The following is a 23,490-nucleotide window of genomic DNA, read 5'->3' as shown; positions in this document are numbered from 1 at the left end:
AGCCCCTGCAGCCAGAGCGTGCGGGATGTTGGGGGAGGCATTTGCGCCCGTCACAGACGGCCATGGTTACTGGCCGACGGGCCGTCAGGCACCGGCGCTGCACTGGACGCCAGCGCAGCGCGGCTGGCGACCTGTCGTGACCCTGTGCGGTCGGCACAGGGCGCGGTGGCAGCGTAACCGCTGATCCGTTTCCCTGAGCCGCCCGTCCGAACCGGACATGCGACTTCACCGCATCCGGCTCTCCACGTGTCTAGCCCGCCGGTCAGCCTGTGAGGGCTACCGATTCGATGGTCCAGGGACGGAGCCGGGATGCGTGCTCCGCGGTATCGGTAGCGAACGATCGTGATGCTGGATGCGCCCGTGAACGTGACCGCTCCTTCAGCGAATCTCCAGCCCTGGTCGCAGAACCGTCGCAGTTGGCTGCGGAGGGCCGTTGCCGGGCAGGGAGTATCGGATCGGGGCGGACGCCGACCTGGGAGGCAGCCCCGACCAGGACCGCGCATGCGGCTAGGGCGAGGACGACGGCCAGCGGGTGGCTCACTCCGCGCGGATCACGCGGGTCCGGCACCTCGGTGAGACGTTCCAGCAGGCGCGGCGCCTCGCAGGGCAGCAACGGCGCCCCGCGAAGCTGGTCAAGAGCGGGCGATATCGGCGATGATGCGCAGGCAGGCACGGTCTTCCACTCGGATCACCGACGGACCGTCACGAACCAGACGCCAGGCGACTTTGTCGAAGCCCTGGCCCGTGCCTGACATGGATTACTCGCACGGGCTGGGCGCTTCCGTCGATTACCCGAAATCCGCATGTCCCCCAGAGCAGCCCTCTACGGCCGCACCGAGGCAGATGCTCGCAAAGCATTGCCGACAACGTCGCCAATTCTTGCCAGCTGAGGGATATTCAGGCCCCATGGGAAAGATTAGCCGATCAGCTCTTCTTATTATTTCCGCTCAGTCGGAGCCATTCGGATTCATCAAGGCCAATTCGGCTGATCTGGCTCGCCATCTGATGAGAAACTCGAAGCGCATGCTCGGGCCTCAGCTCTGCGACCCAGTACCAGCTTCCATGCCCGCAGTCCTGGAAGACAAGTTCGCCATCTCGCCGCGTAGCCCGAATAACATCATCACCCTGCTCCGGGGAGAACTCGACTACCTTCATCTCAAATGGGCGCGATGAGCCGGAAAGCTGCACCCTGACGCCACTATGGTCCATAATCAGGAAGTCAAATTCGGCTCCATTGCTAGCCGGACGAAGTGGAATCAGAGGAAACCCTCTGGGTCCGGTCACGCGCTCTGAATCACAAAGCGCCTGCAAGCAAAGCCAATACCGAACTTCGCCCGAAGAATCCTGCTCACGCTGCGCAACGATGGAACCAAGCTGAAGCGTCGGCATCCGAGTGCCGTCGTACCTGCCGTGAAGATCACGACTCAAACAAGAGAGAAGCCCCAACTGCTCGTCTGAGTCAAGAGCATCCGGATCCGGCGAAAAGAGCGAGCTGAGCGAGGCGAGCTTCGCCGCGCCAAGCTTGAGTCCATCCGTGGTCTTAAGTTCACGAAAAGTTTGAAGAGAAAATTCCTCTTGCGAAATCGCTGTCAATACATCCAGTTTCTTGAACTTTCGCCGACTATTGCCCATCTTCACTTCAAGTTCGTCGGACGATACCGCTTCAAGTTTGGTGGCCGCCCATGCCTTGACGTTTTGGTGAGAAAGAACGGAACCCGCATCGGCAGCTTCGAGGATCGACTGAATCTCCCGGGAAATAAGCTGAACCGCAAAGCGCCTACCTTGCCCTGTGAGCAGCTCGTGGCTTACAAAGGCCGGATCCAAATTGCCGTTAAAGCGCTGTAGGAGCATAGGTGCGTTGTCGCGCAAGATGGCCAAGCTGTTCAGCGCCAGGGCTGGCATAAGTCCATGGGCGAGCCGAGTGAATTCAGTAACGATTCTGCTCGGCAGTTCTCCCTCCGGGACCTCGGCCTCCGAAAAATGCGGCAGTCGACTGACTCCAGTCTTGCCAAGGATTGCAATTCGAAAGTCGCCGCCCTGCACAAACCAGTCGCGCTCCATTTCGCCGCCGACGAAGCTATTGATCCCATCCGCCCTGAGATCCAAGGCAATACTTTCCTGGATGCTCGCCAAGTTCGGACTATTTGTATAGATGCAGATCAAGCGCAGGCGCTTGACTCTTTCTTCTGACTTCCCCACCAAGTCCAAGATCAACTTGCGGGTTGTGGCACCTTCATCTCTAGCAAGAGACCAGTCCAAGACCATGACGTCCGCACGAGCAAAAAGGCGCTGGTACTGCCCGGACTTGATATCTTCCAACTCTTGACCACTGGACGGCTTCAGGAGGCCGCAAACCAGACCCTTCTCCGCAAAGCCGCGAATTAGCTGTTCACCCCGCAGCAAATCGTCGGGAGCGCCATCAAGGTCCTGGCCGGCCGACCCTTGAGTCTTCGTCTCTCCCTCGCCCTCCGCGGGATCAACTTCCAGAGGGTCGACGGGATCCACAACCTCCGCTTCGCCAGATGCGTCCTCAACGCCGAGCAGGAGGCCATCGTCGATCACCACGACCGTTTGCAGGTACTGCAGTGCTACTTGCTCGGATTCCTTACTGAAAGTCATTGGTGTCCCCACCTTAACGTCGCCCACTAATCTTCTTCGTCGCCGGGAGGAATGATCAGGAATTCTGCACCTCTCCCCCCACCCGGCCCAACCGCGTCATGCAGGCCACTAGGCGGCCACGGGAGCCCCCCTGTGGGATCAACGCGCAAAGACCACCCCGAACGCTGCAATACATCCTTGCTGATCTTGAGACCAAGGCCCCGCCCGCCGGGCTTGCGAGAGAAGCCGTGCTCGAAGACAGCTTCGCGGTCACGCATGGAGATACCCGGACCATTATCTGAGACCTTCAATGTTCCGGCGGTCTCGTCCAATTCGATGATCCGTGGCTGCGGCCTGTCCGATAGCCAGAAGATGGCATTATCCACCAAGTTGACAAAAACTGGATAAAACGTTGATGGATATCCGGAGAACGCAAACCGAGAGAAGGCATCTGTCGCAGTGAGGACAACGTCATGCCGGCGGAGGCGCTCACCAAACAGATCCATCAAGAACTGCTCAATCTGCGCGCCTCTGATTTGTGTCGGCTTCCGATACAGCCTTCTCTGTAGCGGAGTGAAGAGGGCCAAGTAGTTGTCAAGATGCTCGAATGCAGCAGCCAGCTCCCGTTCGATCTCTCCAAGCTTAGGGTTGCGATTTCCCCACGGCCTCAGCGCCCGAAGGTTGCGGCGGACCGCCTTGATGCTCGAAGCGAACTCGTGATTGATTAGCTCGATGGCTCGACCCAGCTGCGTCAACTCCAGGTCCGTGTCGACCTGATTTCGAAGCGCGAGCACCTCTTCCTCTACAGCTTCCATTTGATCGCCCAACTCATCGTTTCCGCTGAGCAATGCCTCGAAGCTGCTAAGGTACGCGCGAATTGGGGCGAGAGACTTTTGCTGGCGATCAAGTTCAGCATCCAGTTCATCGAGCATTCGCTGACGCAACTCGAAGATCTCAACCTGATCCAAGCTGTCTGCGACTGCGCTCATTTCGTCTGCCAGATCCTTGGCCCGACGTGACGCCGAATTTACAGCCGCTCGAACTCTTTCCAACACTTGGAGTGCGACAGCATCGGCGTCCCGTGGAAGCTCCTGCACGCCCTGGATCCACACGTTCAAGTTGCCGTCGAGCATCCTCTGGCCTTGCTGACGGACCCGTTGGTTCAGCACATTCAAGGGGACCGCTGCGCTCGTCGTTGCGGCAACTTTTCCACGGACATCCGAAGCGGCCGACGCCAGGAAACCACGCTCAAAAAACTGAAGCTCGCGCTCATAGGTGGACCAGTCCCTACTGGTTTCCCGATCCAACCCAATACCTCGCGGGCGTTCGACGGTGTAGCGTTCGCCGATCTTTCGAAATTCCAACTCGGCGGACTTTTCAATAGCCAGGGCCTCATCCAGCGTCGACGGGCTCGATGGATCAAGATCCGACAGTTGGAGCCCTACGGAACGAACGATGTCAAGCGCCCGATTTTGAGGCTCGTTTTCGGCGAACTCACCCAACACCTTCTGCAGCGCATGGCGAAACGCTTCGCGCTCTGATCCGGCCACCTTGTCGCGCTTACGCCGAATCTGCTCAGTGCGCTCCAGCACGTCCCTCTTGGAAAGAAATTCTTGCCCCATATCTGAGCTTGACCTGAAAAAGTCCGCAGCAAGCTGCGTAATAAAGTTGATCAAGATCGCTTGGAATTGACGGTAGGCTACGTTCTCGCGAAACCCTTCGCGCCCAGCTTTTTCCTGCAGCCTGGCGTTGGCGGTGGCCGAAATTTCAATCGCGCCAAACATTCGACGATACGAGAAGAAGTAGTATCCGGCATTCCGGCTTCTGCGCTCTTCGATGCCAAGGTAGTCAATGTCACTGCTGCCATAGGGCAGAATTCGAACCCCATCGCGATAGACGTAGAGGCCTGCCACCTTGTTCAGCTTTCGGTTAATCTGCGCGTGCACGTCGGGAGAAAGGCTGGAGTGGCGAAGTTCGGCATGGACATAACCGAAGCGGATCTTGAACGGGCCGCACTGCGTCTGTGATCCTTTGCCAGCCGGCCATGGCACTACATGCTCGACTGGGTTCTGCTGATAGATCGAGACTTCGCCGCGGAAAGTTCCATACTCATCGAACTCTCCCACGAACTCATGGTCAGATTCTCGGAAGTCGCGATCCGTGAAGAACTCGTCACCGTCGATCAGGTCAATTGCCTCACCCGAATCTCGACGCACGACGAAGGATGTGCGCATCTCAGGCTCTCGGTGTCCTCGGGACATCGTGTCCGAAAAGCCTGTGAGCAATTTGACCAGCTGGCTGGCCTGCTCTCCCGGTGGTCGACCTCTATCTCCATCAACTTCAATGGGGAGAGATTCATCGGTTGGGCTCACGATGAAGACTGTTCCATGGCTGCCCGGAGCGCCAATCTGTGGACCGGGAAGTCGACGCAGTGAGCTCAAGTCGAACTCGCGAAGACGCGTGAGATCGGCTTGGATGACATCCAGGAATTCTTGATCAGCCATGCCGTGCAGACGATGAAGCGTGTCACCCAGGGCTGAAGTTAGGCGATTGATCGTCTCGTTCGAGAGCGCGTCTGGGGGCGCCACTTTGAGTACTGGGATTTCGATGTCATCCAGGGTGATCCCGGGCATCTCAAACAGTTTCCATGGAATCAGTGCCGCAACCACAGGGGCCTCGCCACTGGTCTGGCCAGGATCCTCACGGCGCCGAGAGAGAACGAGGGTCTGGGCTCCTAGCGCTGCAATCGCCAGGCGACCGATTCCCTTTTCCCCCATCACTGGTCGTCGACGGGCATCCGGCGGGATCGGGAGGGCCTCAAGTCTCCCGCCAGCTGTCTTGCTGTCAGTGCCGATGGTCAGCCAGCGTTCCAAGAAATCTCGATGACTCATCCCGATGCCATCGTCCCGAACCACCAAAAATTCACGGTCCCTCAGCCAATCCACGACCACTGTGGTGGCATACGCATCATAAGAGTTCTTGAAGAGCTCATTGATTGCGGTCGGGATCCCCGCGATCTGTTGCCTGCCAAGCATGTCGACGGTGCGCGCGGACGTGCGAAAGTTAGCCACCAGCTCACACCTCGTGTCTCATGCTGTCCTTGCAAGCTACGGAGCCTCCTACCTTAGTGTCTGGCTAGCGCAGCCTTCACCTCTTTGAGGGCCACGTCGTCGTCACGCTGAACCGGGTAGGCCAGCAGGGCTTCGGCGTAGTCGGATGACGTCCGGTTTGATCACACGAGGCCGAGGAGGGCGAGTGGTCGTCGGGGGTCGCGAGCGTTGCGCCGCAGTCCTGCGGCGATGTTGGTGATACCGGTCAGCTTCATGGAACCGACGGCGAGGTTGCGCCAGGTGGCCATCGCACAGGGTGCGTTGCCGGTCCGCAGTTGGGAAGCGTCCTCGGCGAAGGTGGTGTCGCGGATGTGGTGCAGGGCCGCGATGCCCCAGTGGTCGCGGACCAGCCGGGCGAGCCCGGCAGGCGTGGCCTGCTCGGTGGTCAGGCTGGTGACGGCGTGGATCGTCTTGACGGTGGTCCTGCCGGTCTTGCGGCAGGTGCGGTGGCGTTTGATCTGGATGGCCTGCCGGGCGCCGGGGAACAGCAGACTGTTCAAAGCGGCTGCCTTGATCCGGCGGATCTCGGAGCGGCCGTGGCCCTTGCTCCCGGTGCGGCCCTGGAGCGGGATCTGCTTCCAGGGGAGCGACTTGAGCTGCTTGCGCAGGTGCTTCTGGTTGCCCTAGACGATCACGATGTAGTGGGCGCCTTGGCCCAGGAGGTCGGCGGCGTGCTCTCGCTGGGTGTGCAGCGCGTCGCTGGTGACCACGGTCCCGGCGAGGTCGGCGATCGTGTCCAGCAGCGGCTGGAAGCAGGTGATCTCGTTCGTCTTCTCGGCGACGTCCAGCTGGGCCAGGACCAGGCCGGTGGTGTGTTCCACCGCGGCGAGCAGGTGGATCCTGCGGCTCTTCGCCCTGGCCGCGCCGCGCAGGCTCTTGCCGTTGATGAGAATCCGCGATTTGGCTCTGACCGCGTTTGCGGATGCTGTTGGTGATCTTCACTGGCGAGAGTGAGGCTGAGGGCTTTGCCCGTCACTGGCCTTGTCCACCTGCTGTCCTGAACGGGAGGTCCGAGCAGGTTGAAGGGGGCTGGTTACGGTGGCGACGGGCTCGTGGCCGGGGCGAGAGATTCCGCCGTTGACCGTGCGGATGGCGCGGGCGAGCAATCCTCGGGGGACTGCGGCGATGTGGGTGCGGGACCGCCTGGACGGGCTGTTCGTCGATGAGGACTTTGCCGAGTGGTACCCGGTCGACGGGCGGCCTGGGCTGTCGCCGGCGCGGCTCGCGTTGGTGTCCGTACTGCAGTACGCCGAGAACCTGACGGACCGGCAGGCCGCAGAAGCGGTCCGGTGCCGTCTGGACTGGAAGTTACTGCTTGGGGCTGGAGTTGGACGATCCCGGGTTCGATTTCTCGGTGCTCAGTGAGTTCCGCGACCGGATGGCCGAGGGCGACCGAGCGGACCGGCTGCTGACGGTGATGGTGGACCGGCTGGTCGACGCGGGCCTGGTCAAGCGCCGCGGGCGTCAGCGCACCGACTCCACCCACGTCCTGGCGGCGGTGCGGAGCCTGGACCGCATCGAGCTGGTCGGCGAGAGCCTGCGCGCTGCCCTCGAAGAGCTGGCACGCGCTGACGGGGAATGGCTGTCCATCCTGCTCGCGGACGAGTGGGCCCGCCGTTACGGGCGGCCGGTGCGCTATGACCGGCTGCCCAGGGAGACTAACTGAGCGTTTTGTCCCTGGTTCCGAGGCTCACGTTCCTCGCCAGGTCGGGGTGCTCTCGCCGGTGAGTCGGCGGGTCATGAGGTTGATCATTGCGACGTGGATCATGGCTTCGGAGCGAGCGGGGAGGGCTTCGTAATCGCGGGCCAGGCGGCGGTGGTTCATGAGCCAGCCCAGGGTGCGTTCGACGACCCAGCGTCGGGGCTGGACGACGAATCCCCTGGTGGCGGGGTCACGGCGGACGATCTCGACGTCGATGCCCAAGGTTGCTCCGTGCTCGACGACGGCGTTCTTGTAGCCCATATCGGCCCAGGCCTTGTGGACTGTGGGGTGGTTGGTGGCGACCACGGTCAGCAGTTGCCGGCCGGCAGTACCGTCCTGCACGCTCGCGGCGGTGACCAGCACCATCAGCAGCAGGCCGATCGTGTCGGTGACGATGTTGCGCTTCCTGCCCGCGATCTTCTTCCCGACGTCGATGCCCTGCGTGGCGGCGGGAACGTTCGTGGAGGTCTTCACGCTCTGGGAGTCGATGATGCACGCCGTCGGCTCCGGATCACGGCCTTCGGCGGCGCGGACCAGACGTCGGAGAAGGCCGTTGAGCTGCTCGAACACGCCTTCCTTCTGCCACCGGGCGAAGTAGGCGTAGACGGTCTCCCAGGGCGGGTAGTCGTGCGGGAGGTAGCGCCAGGGGATGCCGGTGCGGTCGACGTAGAGGATCGCGTCCAGTAGATCCCGCAGTTCGTGCTCGGGTGGCCGGCCGAACGCCAGGGCACGTTCGGTCCTGGCGCGGCGCCAGGCGGAGAGGGTGGGTTCGACCAAGGCCCAGCGGGCGTCGGACAGGTCGCTGGGATACGGTCGACGATCCGTCATGATGACGGCATACTGCGGAACCTCGCTTCTGGCCAGAGGCCGTCGGAACCGCGGGACGAACGTGCTCCAGCCCGGCTTTTTGGGATGAGACAGGACGTACTGCGCAGTTCCGGCGGGCATTCGTATGCAGGCAGCACTCCCAGAACAGCAGCACATGGCGTACCGGCGGAACAGCCAGTCAGGCACATCGCATACCGGTATCAATCAGTGCACTTGGAGACGAAACGCCCAGTAACTGAGCGTTTTGTCCCTGGTTCCGAGGCTCACGTTCCTCGCCAGGTCGGGGTGCTCTCGCCGGTGAGTCGGCGGGTCATGAGGTTGATCATTGCGACGTGGATCATGGCTTCGGAGCGAGCGGGGAGGGCTTCGTAATCGCGGGCCAGGCGGCGGTGGTTCATGAGCCAGCCCAGGGTGCGTTCGACGACCCAGCGTCGGGGCTGGACGACGAATCCCCTGGTGGCGGGGTCACGGCGGACGATCTCGACGTCGATGCCCAAGGTTGCTCCGTGCTCGACGACGGCGTTCTTGTAGCCCATATCGGCCCAGGCCTTGTGGACTGTGGGGTGGTTGGTGGCGACCACGGTCAGCAGTTGCCGGCCGGCAGTACCGTCCTGCACGCTCGCGGCGGTGACCAGCACCATCAGCAGCAGGCCGATCGTGTCGGTGACGATGTTGCGCTTCCTGCCCGCGATCTTCTTCCCGACGTCGATGCCCTGCGTGGCGGCGGGAACGTTCGTGGAGGTCTTCACGCTCTGGGAGTCGATGATGCACGCCGTCGGCTCCGGATCACGGCCTTCGGCGGCGCGGACCAGACGTCGGAGAAGGCCGTTGAGCTGCTCGAACACGCCTTCCTTCTGCCACCGGGCGAAGTAGGCGTAGACGGTCTCCCAGGGCGGGTAGTCGTGCGGGAGGTAGCGCCAGGGGATGCCGGTGCGGTCGACGTAGAGGATCGCGTCCAGTAGATCCCGCAGTTCGTGCTCGGGTGGCCGGCCGAACGCCAGGGCACGTTCGGTCCTGGCGCGGCGCCAGGCGGAGAGGGTGGGTTCGACCAAGGCCCAGCGGGCGTCGGACAGGTCGCTGGGATACGGTCGACGATCCGTCATGATGACGGCATACTGCGGAACCTCGCTTCTGGCCAGAGGCCGTCGGAACCGCGGGACGAACGTGCTCCAGCCCGGCTTTTTGGGATGAGACAGGACGTACTGCGCAGTTCCGGCGGGCATTCGTATGCAGGCAGCACTCCCAGAACAGCAGCACATGGCGTACCGGCGGAACAGCCAGTCAGGCACATCGCATACCGGTATCAATCAGTGCACTTGGAGACGAAACGCCCAGTAAGGAGCGGGAGCGGTACGCCCTGACGGTCGGCGAGGACGGAATGCGGCTGCTGCGAGCCGTCCTCGGGCAGGTGCCCCGGCCCGGCTGCGGGCATTGCCGCAGATGGAGGTCCTGCGGCAGGTCTGGGTCCAGCAGTACTGGTACGACGAGGAAGGACGATTGGGCTGGCGCGGGCCCAAGCAGACCCGCGACCGGTTGAGCCGGCGCCACAGTCCTCGGCGGTCGATGGCCGCAGAAGCCTCCGACGGGCGGCCCGACCCCGCCTCGGCCCGGGTTCCGTGGTCGTCGGTGGAGATCGTTTCTCCCCACGACCCGCAGGCCCGCTTCAGCCACAAACCCGGCAAGGCCGAGTGGGTCGGCTACAAGGACCACCAGGCCGAGACCTGCGACACCGGCCTGCCGAACGTGATCGTGCACGTCGCCACCACCCCGGCACCCGAGCAGGACATCGACACCCTGGAACAGATCCACTCCGACCTCGCCGCACGCGACTTGGCGCCTGCCGAGCACCTGGTCGACGGCGGCTACACCAGCCCGGCCACCATCCACCGGGCCAGGACCGAGTACGGGATCGACCTGGTCGGCCCGGTCCGGCTCCCGCCCAGGACACGAGCCCTGCCGGGCTTCAACAAGGAAGACTTCCTCCCCAACTGGGAAGAACGGACGCTCACTTGCCCCAACGGCGCTACCAGCCCACCTTGGAAGGCGACACTCGCCGACGGCCAGCCGCGCCTGTCCGTGCTCTTCCCCCGGGCCGTCTGCCGGGCCTGCGACGACCGCCCCAGGTGCACCGGGAACGTCGACGGCAAGGGTCGCCACCTCCTGCTGCTGCCGCAGCCCCTGCAGGAGATCCAGAACCGTGTCAGGAAAGAGCAGGGGACCCGCGATGCGGGCAGGCTGCGAAGCCACCGTCTCCGAGACCGTCCACGCCAACGGCCTGCGCAACTGCCGTTACCGCGGCGCCGCGAAGACCCACGTCCAGCATGTCCTCACCGCGGCCGGGACCAACATCATCCGCCTCAGAAAGTGTTGGGTAAGCGGGTGACTACTCGTTCTTGAGGTCATCGGCGAGGCGGCGGGCTGCTTCGGTCTCGATGGGGCCGCGTGGTTCGACCTCCTCGCCGGCGAGGCGGGCGGCCATCAGGCGGATCATGGCGACCTTGATCATCGCTTCGGCGTGCGCGGTCTTGCGCTCGTAGTCCCGTGCCAACCGTCTGCACCGCCCCAGCCAGGAGAATGTCCGCTCGACCACCCACCTGCGGGGCAGCACCTGGAAGCCTTTCACATCCGCGTTGCGCGGCACCGCCACCACCGTCAGGTCCTCGTGCGCGGCAGCCCAGCCGACCAGACCGGCATCGATCGCGTTGACGTAGCCGCCGTCGACCCAGACCAGCCCGACCCGCGGGAACAGACCACGGATGCCGGCCAGGACCAGCTTCGCGCCCGCCCGCTCCTGGACGGACGCGGAGTGCACGACCGCCTTCAGGACCAGTCCACAGCTGTCCACCAGCAGGTGCCGCTTGCGGCCCCGGACACGCTTGCCCGCGTCGTAGCCGATCGCCTCGCCGCCCTGGTGACTGCGTACGGACTGGGAGTCCGGCACCGCCGCCGACGGCTGCGGATCCCGACCGTCCGCGACCCTCACCCGGTCACGCAACACGTCGTGGACCCGGTCCCACGTCCCGTCGGCGCTCCACGCACGAAACCACCGGTAGGCCGCGTCCCACGGCGCCAGGTCGTGCGGCACCAGCCGCCAGGCACAACCACTGACCAGGACGTACAGAACCGTGTCGACGACCAGGCGGCGAGGGAACTTCAGCGGCCGGCCGCCCCTGCGCGGATCCCGCCCCGGCAGCAGCGGCTCGATCATCGCCCACTGAGCATCCGTCAACGACGAGTCGTACGAAGGCTTGCACGAACAGACACACATACCGGTGATCCTCGCGGGCTCCTCGACCACGAAGATCACCGGCCGCACATCACACCAAGCAGTCGATCAATTACCCAACACTTTCTCAGCCAGCACCGTGACGATGGTGGAGCGGCGGGCCATCGAACAGGTTCGACCACCCGCCTCCAGCAACTGTGCCAACAACTGAGTGGCGGGACTCGAACCCGTCACTCATGAAGATCACCAACAGCATCCGGAACTCCGGTCAGAGCCAGTTTCAGGGAGCGTCATCACCGTCCACGGCCAGGCCGCGCAGGTGGGCGGGTCCTTCCGGCTTCGGGCGGCGGTCGACTGATGCCGCGGTAGACGGCAACCACCGAGCTTGCCGACGTCGTAGCGGCTGTCGGGCTTTATGACCGTGACAGACTGGGCGTCATGATTCGGGAACCTGCTGAAGTCGTTGTTCGAGAGGGTGGTCTGATTGAACTCCCCCTGAGCGTCCTCGCCGAAGCCGGGATTTCGATCGGTGCACAGCTACTTGCCTACAGTGACGGTGACGGCAGAATCGTTCTGCGTCGAGAGGCCGACGCCCTTGACGACCTACTCAACGGCCGCCTTCTCTGATCCCCGCGCCGCGCGGGCCTCCTGGCGGGCCGCGGACACCGTCTCGGCTACGAGGCGAGCCCCCTCCTCCGGAGGGACGTGTTCCCAGATTCGAAGGACCTTCCAACCGGCCTGTTCCAGTAGACGGACCGTCTCCGCGTCTCTGGCCTTGTTGCCCTTGATCTTCTCCGTCCAGAAGCCGCGGTTGGTTGCCGGTAGGCTTCCGTGTTCCGGGCAGCCGTGCCAGTAGCAGCCGTCCACGAAGACCGCCACCTTCGCCTTCGTGAACACCACGTCCGCTGTGCGACGGAGGGTTGGTACCGGGCGTACCGAGACGCGGTACCGGAGCCCGTCGCGGTGCAGTAGCGACCGAAGTCGCAGCTCGGGCTTGGTGTCTTTGGCCCTGTTCGCGCGCATCGACTTCCGCGTCGCGGGAGACGACGCCCATGAGCTCTCCGGGACCGGCGCGCTCGAGAGCAAGCCGGCCTCTTCGGCCAGCCGCCACCCTTCGCGTAGGTTTCCCGCTCGGGTGGGGCGGTCGACGTCGCCCAGCACCGCCGTGGTCGATCGGCCGTCGACATACCAGCGAAGAACGGCCCTGACCCGTCCGGTTCGGGGGGATGCGTTCAGCACTACGGTCGCTGGCTGGAGAAGCCCTTCGCCAGCATCCACCAGCCTGCGCTCCGCACCGCCGGCGGCCCGGTTCTGCTCCCGAGACTGCTGTGCCCTGTCAAGCCCGGGCTTGCGACGCCACGAACGATCGGGGACGGATCTATTCGACGGCCCGCCCTCGCGCTTCACTGCCACTCGCCTGTCCCCACTGCCGAGAATGCGTTCCGGCACCGACGATACGGGCCTCGGGGTCGTTGCAGCAGCCCATCACGGGGCCGCTGCCGGAACGGGAGGAAAGCGCGGCCGGCACGATCCAGTCTTGGAGCGGCTCCGTCCAGGTGCAACCGGCTGAGTCGGTCCAGTCGGCCAGCAGCGTATCCGGCCAGTCCGGGCGCCAGGCGGGCGGTGTGTCGAGCATGTCGTTCGACGGCCGTCCGGGGGGAAGGGTGCCACCGGAAGGCCGAGCGGGCGATTGCCAGGATTCTGCTGCCCTCCCACCCGGAAACGAGGTCGTGGCGGAAGGCGTTGGTGGCCCCGACGACCTGGCGGTAACCCTGGCCGCCGGGGAACCGTTCGTCGATGTGCCGGGCTGGTTGAGCGGAGACGTGGGGGAGTGGGCTTCCGTTGGGATCACCGTGGTTGCAGTCGTGCAGCCGCTTGTCCTGATCGAGAGGGGTGGGCCGTCGCGGAACGCGATCCGGGCCGTCTGGACGGCGCGGTGCGGGTCAGAGACGAAAGCGGCCGCGAAGCCGTGGCCTGGTCGGCGGGCGCCGAGTTCCCGAGCCTGGCGGCGGCCCAGTTCCGAGAGCTCATCTGCGAGCCGGCCGGTGGCGATGCCAGCCTCGTTGTCGGCGGTGGTGGAGTGCGTCTCGTAGGCGATCTCCACTGCCATCCGGTCTCACCGACGTTATTGGCGGGGTCATGCCGTGTCGGTGAGTGGGCGGGTCTCCCAAGTGCTGGTCTCCTTCTCGCTGTAGATGCGCGCACATACCCGGCGGTGAGCGGCACTGACGAAACCTCGCTAATCACGACCCGGACCTCTGTGCGACCACTAACGTGTACCTGCGATGTGGCGAGGATGCGCCTGGAGGGGTGCGTAGTCTCCACGAGACGTGTGTCGCGAGGCCTCGACGCGCGGCTGCAGAGCTGGCTGGATCGAACGGGAACGGAGAGCGGTCGAACCTGATGACCGATGAATTCGACGAGATGTACGACACGTTCAAGGCGCTTCTGGACTCGTTCCCCCCTTCGGAGGCTGTCAAGCGACTGGAGCGCCTCGGTATCAGCCCGGACATCGTGGAGCGGATCCGGGAGCGGCATGAGCAGCAGACGGTCCGCATCAGGGAGCTCGAGGAACCCCACGCGGTGATCCTGGGCAACCGCGACACGTGGTACACGGGTCCGCAGCCCAAGGACAAGTGCTGGCCGGCGATCACGGACCTGCTTCGCAAGGACGATTGGCCTCCGGAGCCCGCGATCCGGAGTCTCGACGACTCCTCCACCCGCGTCGTCTCGTTGTTGAACCACCCGAAGCAGAAGGCCTTCTCCACACGGGGTCTCGTCGTCGGCTACGTGCAGTCCGGCAAGACCACCAACTTCACATCGGTCGTCGCCAAGGCGGCCGATCGCGGCTACAAGCTGTTCATCGTGTTGGCGGGAATCCACAACGGGCTCCGGCGTCAGACCCAGGCTCGACTCGTGCAGCAGTTGGTGGAGCCGAACCCCTCGCTGTGGTCCCAGCTGACCGGGCTCGACAAGGACTTCACGCCGGGGGAGAACCCTGCGTCGTACTTCGGGCGGAACAACAGGACGCACGTGCTGTGCGTCGTGAAGAAGAATGCGACGGTGCTGCGCAAGTTGGCCGCGTGGCTCGAGAAGGCGTCGGACTACCTCGAGGACTGCCCCGCGCTGATCATCGACGACGAGGCCGACCAGGCCACCGTGGCCACGAAGTCGATCAACCCTCTGATCCTGGGGATCATGAGTTCCCTGCCGAGGTCCGCCTACGTCGGGTACACGGCATCGCCGTTCGCGAACCTGCTGATCGACCCGAGTGCGGCGGACCTCTATCCGAAGGACTTCGTCGTCAACCTCCCCAAGCCGGAGGGGCACTTCGGCACCGAGGTCCTCTTCGGCCGATACGCCCTCGACGGCGAGGACCCGGAGCAGGTCGACGACGGCTACGACATGATCCGCTCGGTCCCCGATGACGACGTGGCGGCCGTGCGTCCGGAGACCCGGGCCGACGTGGAGGGCTTCGAGCCCTTCATCACCGACACCCTTCGTCGGGCGGTCGAGTACTTCTGGCTGGTCACCGCCGCCCGACGCGTTCGTGGTACCGGCGATCCACACAACACGATGCTGATCCACACCAGCGTCAACACCGCGGTTCACAACAGCTTCAAGAGGCCGTTGGAGCATCTGCGTGACCGGTTCGAGCGCTCCCTGTCCGCGGGCGACGCCGACTTCCTCGCGCGGCTGAGTGATCTGTGGGAGTCGGAGACCGAGCGTGTGCCGGCCGAGGACTTCGGCGAGACGAAGGTGCCGTTCGAGCGGCTGCTGCCCGAACTGTCGGGAGTTCTCGAGAGTTGCCGCGTCATCATGGACAACTCCAGCAGCGAGGACCGCCTCGACTACGAGAACGGCCCGGTCGTGGCGATCGCGGTGGGCGGCAACACCCTCTCGCGGGGATTGACGCTTTACGGTCTGTCAGTCAGCTACTTCGTCCGTTCCGTGTCGGCGTACGACACGCTGCTGCAGATGGGCCGTTGGTTCGGCTTCCGGAAGGGATACGCTGACCTGCCGCGGATCTGGATGACCGATGAGTTGGCCGAGTGGTTCCGACACCTGGCCACCGTCGAGACCGAGATGCGCCGGGACATCGACATCTACATGACCGAGGACGAGACCCCGCTCACCTTCGCCGTCCGCCTGCGCACGCACCCGGCCCTGCGGGTGACCGCGGCCGCCAAGATGCGCGACGCGGTCACGGCGGCTTCCTCCTACGGCGGGAAGCGGGTGCAGACCCATTACTTCCACACCAACGCCGGCTGGCTGGGTCGGAACGCGGACGCCGCGCGCGCTCTGATCAAGGCCTCGGTCGCGAACGCGGTCAGGGCGGAAGAGCGCCCGGCAGAGGGCCGGTACGTCTTCCGTGACGTGCCGCACGACCTCGTGATCGACTTCCTGTCGACCTACCGGTTCCACGAGAAGTCCCCGGAGAACGACGCCGATCTGATCATCGACTACATCCGGAAGCGAGTCTCCAAGGCCGGATCGTTGGGCCGGTGGAACGTTGCGATCGTCGGTAATCCCAAGGGGGAGGACTTCGCGTTCGCCCCCGGCGTGAGCGTCGGGCGCAACAACCGTGCCCGTCTCGATCTCCCTAACCCCGTACCGGACTTCGCCGACATCAAGACGCTGATGAGCCGTCGGGACGCCGCGGTGGACCTGGCCGGCGACACCGGGAAACTGACCGAGAAGGGCATCATGGAGGAGCGCCGGAGGCAGCTTCCCGACACCGGTCTGCTCGTCCTGTACCCGATCGACAAGGTGTCGGAGCCGCTCCCGGCCAAGAGGCTGCGTGTGCCTCTGAACGCGGAGGACCACGTCATCGGTGTCGGCCTGGTCTTCCCCGAGCCGCGTCATGGTGACAGCACGGTCGAGAGCTACGTATCCGCGAACCTGTCCAATGTTCGGATCGAGGACGAGGACTACAGCGTCCTCGACGACGAGGACGCATGAGCGACGACGAGCTCCACGGTCTCGTCGAGCGGTTGTGGTCGGAGCTGGAGGCCGAGCAGCCGACGGGGGACCGTCGGCTGCGGGTCGCCGAGCTGCCCGTCGTGGTCGAGAGCGGGCCGTTGGCGGTGGCCGTCGACCATGACGGGCACCGCCACGTCCTTGTGCCGATACACACGCACCGCAAGGTCCGTTCGGGTCTGGACGGGCCCGTCCTTCGGCTGCGCAAGCTACCGCTGGAAGACGCGGAGACCTACCAGACGTATGTCGATCTCGCCTGCCTGCGCGACGACCTCGACGACCTGTTCACGGAACTGTGTGTCGACGTGCTCGACGCGGTGCGGGAGTCGCCCGAGAACCCCGTAAAGGCGCTCTACCGTGTAATCGACCGGTGGAAGGCTCTCTTCCTCACACAGTCGGCTCCGCTGGGGCCGGAGGAGTTGGCGGGCCTCTTCGGCGAATTGACGGTGCTCAACCGGCTGCTGACCAAGGACCCGAGCGCACATCGCCTTTGGCGCGGCCCCGAGGGCCACTGCCACGACTTCCTTGGCGGGAGCACGGCCGTCGAGGTGAAGGCGAGTACGAGCAGTGAGGGACGAAGGCCGCGGATCCACGGGCTCGACCAGCTCGAACCGCCGGAGAACGGCTCGCTCCGTCTTGCCTGGTTCCGGCTGCAGCGCACCGGCGCGAACGGTGTCGGCACCGCGTTCACAGAGGTGGTGGAAGAGGCACTTCGACTCTGTGACGACGAGACCGCACTGCTCGACCTGCTTGCAAGAGCCGGTTACCACCGGCCCGACGCGGAGCGCTACCGCGACGTGACCTTCGCGGTGGCCGAGGAGAGGTGGTACGGCGTCGACGGCGGTTTCCCCGCGCTGACAGGCCGGACACTCATCGCGGCCGGCGTACCGGTCTCGGTTCTGGACGTCGAGTACACCATCGACCTGTCCGGCGAAGTTCCGAACCCCCTGACGGCCGACCAGATCGCCCTGACGATCGACCACATGATCCAGGAGTCCGAGTGACGGCGCCCCGGTGGTTCTCCCAGCCCTATCCGCCGTTGGGCGGGCCCGCGGCCGAAGGCATCCGCAACCAACTCGGACGGCCGGAACTCGATCTGCTCACCATCCTGGTGCGTGAGTCCGCCCAGAACAGTTGGGACGCTCGCCTCATCCCTTCGCCCGCGCCGGTCGACTATCGGATCGACATGTGGACGGTCGGCCCGGCGCACTCCGGCGCGTGGCGAGAGCTCCTGCTCGACGGTGCGCCCGCCGGAGCGGAGGACTTCCCGCTGCGAGATACGCTGAGGCGAGGGGCGGCCCGCGTCCTGGTCGTCTCCGATCGAGGCACCCGAGGACTCGGGGGACCCACTCGCGCCGACGATCCCGTAGGGCCCGACCGGGATTTCGTCTCGTTCATCCGCAACGTAGGTGCGCCGCGGGACACCGCGCTGGGCGGGGGCACGTACGGGTTCGGCAAGGGCATCTTCTACCTGGTGTCCAGGGCCGGAACGATCCTCGTGCACTCCCGCTGCCGCACCCCGAAGGGCGGGTACGAGACCCGGCTCATCGGCTGCACCCTGTGGAAGAGCTACGTGGCCGCCGGGTCCGAGGGCCGCGAGTACACCGGTCGGCACTGGTGGGGCGACACCTCGGGAGACGTCGTAGAGCCGCTGGTGGGACCGGTTGCGGAAGCCACCGCCCAGCGCCTGGGGCTCAGGCCGTTCGGGCCGGAGGAGACCGGGACGACCATCGTCGTCATTGACCCGAACCTGGACGGGCTCGAGCCCGCCGCCGCGGCCGAGTACCTGGCCGACACCATCGCGTGGCACCTCTGGCCCAAGATGATCTCCACCCCCGGCAGGCCTGCGGCGATGCGGTTCTCCGTCACCTGCGACGGCGTCGAGTTCCCCGTACCGGATCCGAGGGAGACCCGTCCGCTCAACATGTTCGTCGCCGCCTACGAGGCGATGATCGGCCCGGACGGCACCGACCTGGAGTGCAAGAGCCCCAAGCGGCATCTCGGGCGCCTGGGGCTGGTCAAGAGGATCATGCCGCCCGTGGAGCCGACCCGCGCCTCACGCATGCTCGACATCGAGGACCTCGTGCACCACGTGTGTCTGATGCGACCCGCGGAACTCGTGGTCACCTATCGACGCGGGCCCAAGCCGCCGAGCGCGAATCAGGGCTACGCCGGCGTCTTCCGGGCCGACGAGGCCATGGACGAGGTCTACGCAAAGGCCGAGCCGCCGACGCACGATGCGTGGAACCCGCAGTCGCTCGACAGACCCGAGAGCACCTTCGTACAGACGACCTTCCGGCGCATCAACGAATCGTTGGAAGGCCTGCTCTCCCTCGGAGGCGTCACCCGCCCCGGTGCCAGCCATGTCGCGCTGGGCGCGGCCAGCTCCCGGTTCTCCGGGCTGGTGGGGGGTGCCTGGGGCATTGGTGGCGCCACCGCCTTCTCCAAACCGGGCAGCACGGCGGTGCGTGCCTTCAAACGGAAGGTGGACGGGGAGGAGAGGAGTGGATTCGACCCGGGATCCGTTCCTCACGAGGCACCCTCCGACACGGCCACGCCGGGCCCCTACGGAGTGGGAACGCCGGGAGACCCCCGACCCGGGCAACAGGCGCTTGCCGATGCCCAGCCGTACGGTGCGGGAGCCGCGATGCGCCGTAGGCCGCGCGTGCAGTACGTCGGCGATCCGTACTACGACGACCGAGGTGACGACTCGGTGCTCGTCCAGGAGTTCCGCCTGCCCGTGCCCGGACCGCAGCGGGTACGGATCGATCTGGCCGTGACACTCCCCGGCAGCGGGGGCCGCGAGACGGATCCGCCTGTCGGTGCGAGCATGCCCGTGCTCCTGGGCTGGGAGGACGGCGACGGCCGCCTGCACACCGGCGATGCGTGCGTGGTCGAGGGCGGCGAGTCCGTCTGGCGCGCCCTCGTGCGCCCGGCCCCGGACACGATGACCGAGATCGACGTCAAGGTCGAGGCGGTGAAGGCCCGGTGACTCGGCGCGTCCTCCCCTATCGCATACCGTCCGAGGACGTCGTCACCGTCGAGCCGTGGTCGCTGGTGACCGAGGACGGCGAGGTCCCCATGCCCGAGGCACTGCCGGACTGGGACTATCACATGGACCTGCACCTGCGTAGGACGGTTCGGATCGACCTGGCCCGAGCGCGGTCGCAGTCGGGCCTTCCGGCCGACGCGGCCCTCACCCTCGCCGCCGTGTGGACGGCCACCGGCTCCAACCTCAGCGGGCCCGCGAGTCGCCTGCGTCTGGCCGACGGCGGCACGATCACGGCGGAAATCGACGTCTTTCTCCGCGGTGCCGACCTGGGGGGCCTGCTACTCCTCGACACCGCTCTCGTCCTGGCCGAGCGCCGGACCGATGGTCGTCCCTCCTCACCCCGCCGGGCCGGCTCCGTACTGTGGAGCGACCGGGAGTCGCTCCGCCTCCAGGGCGACGCGCCGCAGTTCCCCATGGCCGTGATCGACTTCTCCCGGACCTCCTTCCCGGACGAGGCGGCCTGGCACCTTCGGATCAGCGGAGGTCTGGAGAGCGCCACCATGGGTTCCCTCCTCCTGCTCGTCAACGAGCGGAACACGGTCACCACCGCGGCGTTCGAGAACGCGGGCAAGCCGCGTCAGGTCGATCGGGTCGTGCTCTCGGCGGTCTACGCCGACGCCGCACGGATCATGATCGAGCACGCGCTCGGCAACGACGACTTCACCGAGGACGCCGACTTCCCCGACGGCTCTCTGGGCGCCACGCTGCAGAGCCTGTTCGACCGGCTGTTCCCGGACCAGTCGATCACCGACGTCCGTCTGCGCCAACGGCAGTCGCCCGCACTGTTCGCCTCCGACCTGCAGGCGGCCGTCAAGATCTTCGAGGTGTGACGATGAGCTTCCTCTACCCGCGGCTGCTCGCCGAGCAGGCCGCACCGTTGTTCGAGGAATATCGGCGCCTGACGATCGCCGAGCTGACCGGCGCTGCCGCCTTTTCCCACGAGTCGGCGGTCTACGTGGCGACCGGCGGTGACCGGGTCCCCGCCGACCGACTCCGGGAACTTCGTGCCGGTGTCGTTGACCTCGCCAAGAACGCCGGCTTCCCCGACGAATCCGACCGGGCACGAAACGCCGAGTTCGACCTCCGACTCGCCGCGCTGCTGCACGCCGAGACGGGCATGGTGCCCGCCGAGGCCGCCTCCCGGGACGTCTGGGCGTTCCTCGCACTCGTAGTGCTCCCGGACGTCGCCTTCTGGCGCTACCCCCAGCCGCCCAAGGACCGTGTCCTCGGCACGGACCTCACCCGACACGTCTTCGGCCGACTGTGGTGGCGGGCCCAACTCGTACGCTCCTCCGACGACCCGGAACCGTACGGTGCGCTCAAGATCCTCGGCGAGGCCGCCTTCGACCAGATCTACGCACGCCGTGCCGCCCTCGGTGGAAGCCCGCACCTGGTCAGGGCCATTCTCCGGGTCTGGAAGGATCTCGACCTCGCGAAACTCAACGAGCGGGAGGCCCTCCGTGACTTCCTCAAGAGGCTCCTCCGTCTCGCCCCGTTCGTCCTGTTCGACGGCATCGAGGAGTGGGCGCTCGACGCCGAGCTTCGAGCCGTGGCAGAGGAGTCGGTGACCGCACTGAAGCAGGCGGGCTCCGGGGAGGACGGCGAGCCGGAGCCCCTGCCGCACACGGCGTCCGAACCAGCGGTCCTACAGCCCTCGGCGTGTGCGTCGTCCACCGGCGATGACGCGAGCGAGGCTCGGCGTGAGGGAATGCGGCGGTTCACCTCGTTGGAGATCTGCGCGGGAGCCGGTGCCCAGGCCCTCGGCCTCGAGCGCGCCGGGTTCGACCCGGTCATGCTGATCGACCGCAACCCGAAGGCCTGCGCGACCATTCGCCTCAACCGTCCCGGCTGGGACGTGCGGTGCCTCGACATCGTCGACTTCGACCCCTTGAAGCACCCTGGGGCGCTGCACGTGGACCTGCTCACCGGGGGGCTGCCCCGGATCAAGTCGGCAGGTGCGGTGCGTCGGACCGATGACACCGAAGCACGGCAGGTGCTCACGGCCGCTCTACGTCTGGTCACCCTTGTCCGACCCAAGGCCCTCCTGTTGGAGAACCTCGCCGACATCGTCGACGTTAGGGATTTCGCCACCGACCGAGCCTGGATCGAGTCCGAGCTCGCCCGGGCCGGCTATCGGTCTCACTGGGCGGTCCTCGACGCCGTCGATTTCGGAGTGCCCCAGAACCGGAGAAGCGGATTCCTCGTCGCGCTCCCCGGCGCCTACGATCTCGCCTTTTCGTGGCCGCAACCGACCGGCGATCCGGCTCCCACCGTCGGCGAAGTACTCCGAGACTCCATGGCCGCCAACGGGTGGGACGGTGCCGAAGCCTGGTCCGCGCGAGCCGACCGCCCGGCACCGGCACTGGTGGGTGGCTCCGAGAACCGGGGCGGGGCGGACCTGGGGCCGACCGGGAGCAAGCGAGCATGGGCTGCGCTGGGGGTCGACGGCAACAGCCTCGCCGACGAGCCTCCGAGCGTCGGTTTCCCGGTGGCCGCACACCCCAAGCTCACCGTGCGGCAGGCGGCCACGATCCAGGCGATCCCCGACGACTGGTCCCTGGCCGGCGGCAAGACCTCTGAATACCGCCAGGTGGGCCACGCGCTGCCGCCGCCGCTGGCCGAGGCCGTAGGCCGAGCACTCGCCCACGCCCTCGGCGTGGGCGAGGCGGACCCCGACCGGCTCGCGCATGTCGGCCACCTGGTCCGAGGACCCCATCTCGCCGGCTACGATAGGGGCCGCTCCAGTTCGTGACGAGGGAGACCGGAGGGAACCCGGCGCTCCCCCTCCTACCATCCTGCAAGGAACCGCGTGTCCACGCCCTTCAAGATCATCGATTTGTTCGCCGGCCCCGGGGGGCTGGACATGGCGGCGAAGGCGTTGGACATTCCCGTGGTCATGGGCATCGAGTGGGACGAGGACGCCTGCACCACGCGTCGAGCGGCCGGCCTGCCGACGGAGACCGGAGACGTACGAAAGTACAATCCGTCGCAGTTCCCGGAAGCCGACGTGCTTGTCGGCGGACCGCCCTGCCAGACCTTCACCGTCGCCGGGAACGGCGAGGGCCGGGCGGCGCTGGAGCAGGTTCTCGAGTTCGCGAAGCGCTACGCCGCGGTACAGCTGGACCGACAGGCCGAGGAGTTCGCCGCGATCCGGGAAGATCTCGGGCAACTCAGCGACGAGCGCACCGGGTTGGTCTTGGAGCCGCTGAGGTGGGCGCTCGAGGCGCTTGCCGGGGGAAAGCCCTACCAGGTGATCGTCCTCGAGCAGGTTCCCGCGGTGCTTCCGGTCTGGCGGGCGTTCGGCGAGATCCTGGAGAGCAAGGGCTACAAGGTGGCCGAACCGGAGGTCCTCCACACCGAGGAGTTCGGGGTTCCCCAGACCCGCCGCCGTGCGATCCTGATCGCCCGTTGGGCGGGTGACGGCGCTCGGTTCCAGGCGGATCCGAAGCTCCCCGAGCCGTCCCATCGGTGTTACCGCAAGGGGATCCACCGACACCAGGGGGATTCGTCCCGCCTTCCCTGGGCGACCATGCAGGAGGCCCTGGGGCGCACGGACTGTTTCGAGGTGGTGTCGAACTACGGCACGGGGGGCGACCCCAGGGCGCGGGGGCGACGACGGCACGACGAGCCGTCGGCGACCGTGACCGGCAAGGCTTCTCGTAACAAGCTGGTTTGGGGAGAGCAGCACCTCGGAACCTTCTCTCTGCCCGAGCTCGGGATGCTCCAGACCTTCAGCCGGGACTATCCGTGGCGACGTCGGAACGGCGACGATGTCGAGGGCGTCGACGCCCCGGGCGTGCGTAGCGTCATCGCTCAGCAGATCGGCAACGCGGTACCGCCGAGGCTCGGTATGCACGTCCTTGCCGCCGCACTCGGGATCAAGCGCGAGGATCTGGAGTCCGCACTCAAGCTCCAGTTCGACTACTGAGGGTCGATCGTCGTTCTGGCGCGCGGCTCATCCGCTCGAACACTCGATGCGCCTGCCCGCCCGCAG

The 23,490-nt window shown here is 65.8% G+C and carries 17 protein-coding genes and 2 pseudogenes; 9 read left to right on the top strand and 10 right to left on the bottom strand.

Annotated elements, in window-relative coordinates; translation table 11 throughout:
• Positions 1 to 262 precede the first annotated feature (262 nt).
• The 5 genes and pseudogenes from CFP65_RS40120 to CFP65_RS40490 form a co-directional block, all read right to left on the bottom strand.
• Positions 263 to 673, bottom strand: a complete 411-nt coding sequence (locus tag CFP65_RS40120) for a transposase family protein (protein WP_256387262.1) — start codon at positions 671 to 673, stop codon at positions 263 to 265.
• Between the two features lie 251 nt (positions 674 to 924).
• Complete coding sequence (locus tag CFP65_RS38675) at positions 925 to 2,619, bottom strand: response regulator receiver domain (RefSeq protein WP_158702017.1); 1,695 nt, start codon at positions 2,617 to 2,619, stop codon at positions 925 to 927.
• Positions 2,620 to 2,645: 26 nt separating this feature from the next.
• Positions 2,646 to 5,669, bottom strand: coding sequence for an ATP-binding protein (locus tag CFP65_RS04115; protein ID WP_104814789.1), 3,024 nt, complete (start codon positions 5,667 to 5,669; stop codon positions 2,646 to 2,648).
• Positions 5,670 to 5,830: 161 nt separating this feature from the next.
• Positions 5,831 to 6,208: a hypothetical protein gene (locus CFP65_RS40495; RefSeq protein WP_254552216.1), complete on the bottom strand. Its 378-nt coding sequence runs from the start codon at positions 6,206 to 6,208 to the stop codon at positions 5,831 to 5,833.
• Between the two features lie 123 nt (positions 6,209 to 6,331).
• Positions 6,332 to 6,610 (bottom strand): annotated as a pseudogene (locus CFP65_RS40490) (ISAs1 family transposase); the annotation flags it as partial.
• A 187-nt stretch (positions 6,611 to 6,797) separates the two neighbouring features.
• Between CFP65_RS40490 and CFP65_RS40115 the strand changes: the two are divergent.
• Positions 6,798 to 7,073 carry a transposase gene (locus CFP65_RS40115; protein WP_371682515.1) on the top strand — a complete coding sequence of 92 codons (276 nt, stop codon included), beginning with the start codon at positions 6,798 to 6,800 and terminating at the stop codon, positions 7,071 to 7,073.
• Positions 7,063 to 7,374 carry a hypothetical protein gene (locus CFP65_RS40110; RefSeq protein ID WP_217368136.1) on the top strand — a complete coding sequence of 104 codons (312 nt, stop codon included), beginning with the start codon at positions 7,063 to 7,065 and terminating at the stop codon, positions 7,372 to 7,374. The genes CFP65_RS40115 and CFP65_RS40110 overlap by 11 nt, the downstream gene beginning before the upstream one ends.
• Positions 7,375 to 7,398: 24 nt before the next feature.
• Here CFP65_RS40110 and CFP65_RS04100 read toward each other — a convergent pair whose 3' ends face one another.
• Complete coding sequence (locus CFP65_RS04100; RefSeq protein ID WP_104814788.1) at positions 7,399 to 8,238, bottom strand: IS5 family transposase; 840 nt, start codon at positions 8,236 to 8,238, stop codon at positions 7,399 to 7,401.
• Positions 8,239 to 8,501: 263 nt separating this feature from the next.
• A complete protein-coding gene (locus tag CFP65_RS04095; protein ID WP_104814788.1) occupies positions 8,502 to 9,341 on the bottom strand; it encodes an IS5 family transposase in 840 nt (279 codons plus the stop codon).
• Between the two features lie 337 nt (positions 9,342 to 9,678).
• Between CFP65_RS04095 and CFP65_RS04090 the strand changes: the two are divergent.
• Positions 9,679 to 10,621: pseudogene (locus CFP65_RS04090) on the top strand (transposase).
• On the opposite strand, the gene CFP65_RS04085 reads toward CFP65_RS04090, so the two are convergent.
• From CFP65_RS04085 to CFP65_RS04070, 3 genes are all read right to left on the bottom strand, one after another.
• A complete protein-coding gene (locus CFP65_RS04085; RefSeq protein ID WP_104820641.1) occupies positions 10,622 to 11,506 on the bottom strand; it encodes an IS5 family transposase in 885 nt (294 codons plus the stop codon).
• Between the two features lie 561 nt (positions 11,507 to 12,067).
• A complete protein-coding gene (locus CFP65_RS40105) occupies positions 12,068 to 12,742 on the bottom strand; it encodes a very short patch repair endonuclease (protein WP_104814785.1) in 675 nt (224 codons plus the stop codon).
• Positions 12,743 to 12,842: 100 nt separating this feature from the next.
• A complete protein-coding gene (locus CFP65_RS04070; RefSeq protein ID WP_104814784.1) occupies positions 12,843 to 13,574 on the bottom strand; it encodes a phosphoglycerate mutase family protein in 732 nt (243 codons plus the stop codon).
• A gap of 293 nt (positions 13,575 to 13,867) precedes the next feature.
• Between CFP65_RS04070 and CFP65_RS04065 the strand changes: the two genes are divergently transcribed.
• Genes CFP65_RS04065 through CFP65_RS04040 form a run of 6 tightly spaced genes read left to right on the top strand, consistent with a single transcriptional unit; the run spans position 13,868 to position 23,424 of the window.
• A complete protein-coding gene (locus CFP65_RS04065; RefSeq protein WP_104814783.1) occupies positions 13,868 to 16,426 on the top strand; it encodes a Z1 domain-containing protein in 2,559 nt (852 codons plus the stop codon).
• Positions 16,423 to 17,448: a PD-(D/E)XK motif protein gene (locus tag CFP65_RS04060; RefSeq protein ID WP_104814782.1), complete on the top strand. Its 1,026-nt coding sequence runs from the start codon at positions 16,423 to 16,425 to the stop codon at positions 17,446 to 17,448. Before CFP65_RS04065 ends, CFP65_RS04060 begins: the two co-directional genes overlap by 4 nt.
• On the top strand, positions 17,445 to 19,436 hold the full coding sequence (locus CFP65_RS04055; RefSeq protein ID WP_104814781.1) for a hypothetical protein: 1,992 nt from the start codon (positions 17,445 to 17,447) through the stop codon (positions 19,434 to 19,436). The genes CFP65_RS04060 and CFP65_RS04055 overlap by 4 nt, the downstream gene beginning before the upstream one ends.
• On the top strand, positions 19,433 to 20,326 hold the full coding sequence (locus tag CFP65_RS40100) for a hypothetical protein (RefSeq protein ID WP_217368135.1): 894 nt from the start codon (positions 19,433 to 19,435) through the stop codon (positions 20,324 to 20,326). The genes CFP65_RS04055 and CFP65_RS40100 overlap by 4 nt, the downstream gene beginning before the upstream one ends.
• A gap of 2 nt (positions 20,327 to 20,328) precedes the next feature.
• Positions 20,329 to 22,248, top strand: a complete 1,920-nt coding sequence (locus CFP65_RS42380; RefSeq protein ID WP_371682359.1) for a DUF6339 family protein — start codon at positions 20,329 to 20,331, stop codon at positions 22,246 to 22,248.
• A gap of 57 nt (positions 22,249 to 22,305) precedes the next feature.
• Complete coding sequence (locus CFP65_RS04040) at positions 22,306 to 23,424, top strand: DNA cytosine methyltransferase (RefSeq protein ID WP_254552215.1); 1,119 nt, start codon at positions 22,306 to 22,308, stop codon at positions 23,422 to 23,424.
• The last annotated feature ends 66 nt before the right edge of the window (positions 23,425 to 23,490 follow it).

It is taken from the genome of Kitasatospora sp. MMS16-BH015 (assembly GCF_002943525.1).
Taxonomy (GTDB): Bacteria; Actinomycetota; Actinomycetes; order Streptomycetales; family Streptomycetaceae; genus Kitasatospora.
This window is presented reverse-complemented; position numbering and strand designations above follow the sequence as displayed.